The organism is Extensimonas soli (assembly GCF_029211265.1).
GTDB classification, from domain to species: Bacteria; Pseudomonadota; Gammaproteobacteria; order Burkholderiales; family Burkholderiaceae_C; genus Extensimonas; species Extensimonas soli.
On sequence record NZ_JARGEL010000040.1, the window covers coordinates 1 to 924 of the forward strand.

General features: G+C 70.0%; 1 protein-coding gene. It reads left to right on the plus strand.

Going from position 1 to position 924, the window contains the following annotated elements; translation table 11 throughout:
* On the plus strand, positions 1-904 hold a 904-nt coding region (locus PYV55_RS16035; protein WP_275853232.1), incomplete at its 5' end, for a transposase.
* Positions 905-924 lie beyond the last annotated feature (20 nt).

Sequence of the window (924 nt, forward strand, 5' to 3'; positions counted from 1 at the left end):
CGTCGAGCCCCCGCGGCGCAAGCCGCGCCTGCGCCGCGCCCGTGCCCCCACCTCTGCGCAACTGACGCAGCTCGCCAACACCATCGCGCATCGCGTGTGCCGGCACCTGTCGCGCCGCGGCTGGCTCGAAGGCGAAGACGAATCCGTGTTCCTGTCCGACAGCGCGGGTAGCGACGACGGCATGGATGGGCTGCGGATGAGTTCGATGACCTACCGCATCGCCACCGGTCGCGACGCTGGCCGCAAGGTCGTCACGCTGCAAACATTGCCCGGTGACGCAGGCTCGCTGGAGGGCGATGCCGGCAAGGTCGGCGGCTTCTCGCTGCATGCCGGCGTGGCCGCGGAAGCACACGAAAGCCACAAGCTCGAAAAGCTGTGCCGCTACATCACGCGCCCGGCGATCAGCGAGCAGCGGCTGTCGATCTCACCGCAGGGTAGGGTGCGGTATCAGCTCAAGACGCCGTGGCGAAATGGGACCACGCATGTCGAATGGGATGCGGTGGACTTTATCGCCAAGCTGGCGGCACTGGTCCCGCCACCTCGCGCGCATCTCACCCGCTTCCACGGCGTATTCGCCCCGAATGCAAACCTGCGTGCGCAGCTGACGCCCTCGGGGCGCGGCAGGCGGCCTGCGGGCGATGCGGCGCCGGTTGACGCAAGCGCCCACGACGAGCCGCGCAGCCCCGAGCAGAAGCGCCGTGCGATGAGCTGGGCGCAACGGCTCAAGCGGGTCTTTTCCATCGACGTCACCACCTGCGCCCACTGCGGCGGCGCGGTACGGATCGTCGCCAGCATCGAGGAACCCACCGCCATCCGCGCCATCCTCGCCCACTTCGAGAAGCACGGCGCGCTGGAGCAAGCGCACTACCGGCCCGCAGCGCGCGCGCCGCCGCCGGCCGCGTGACGAGGTGCCGGCCACACAGC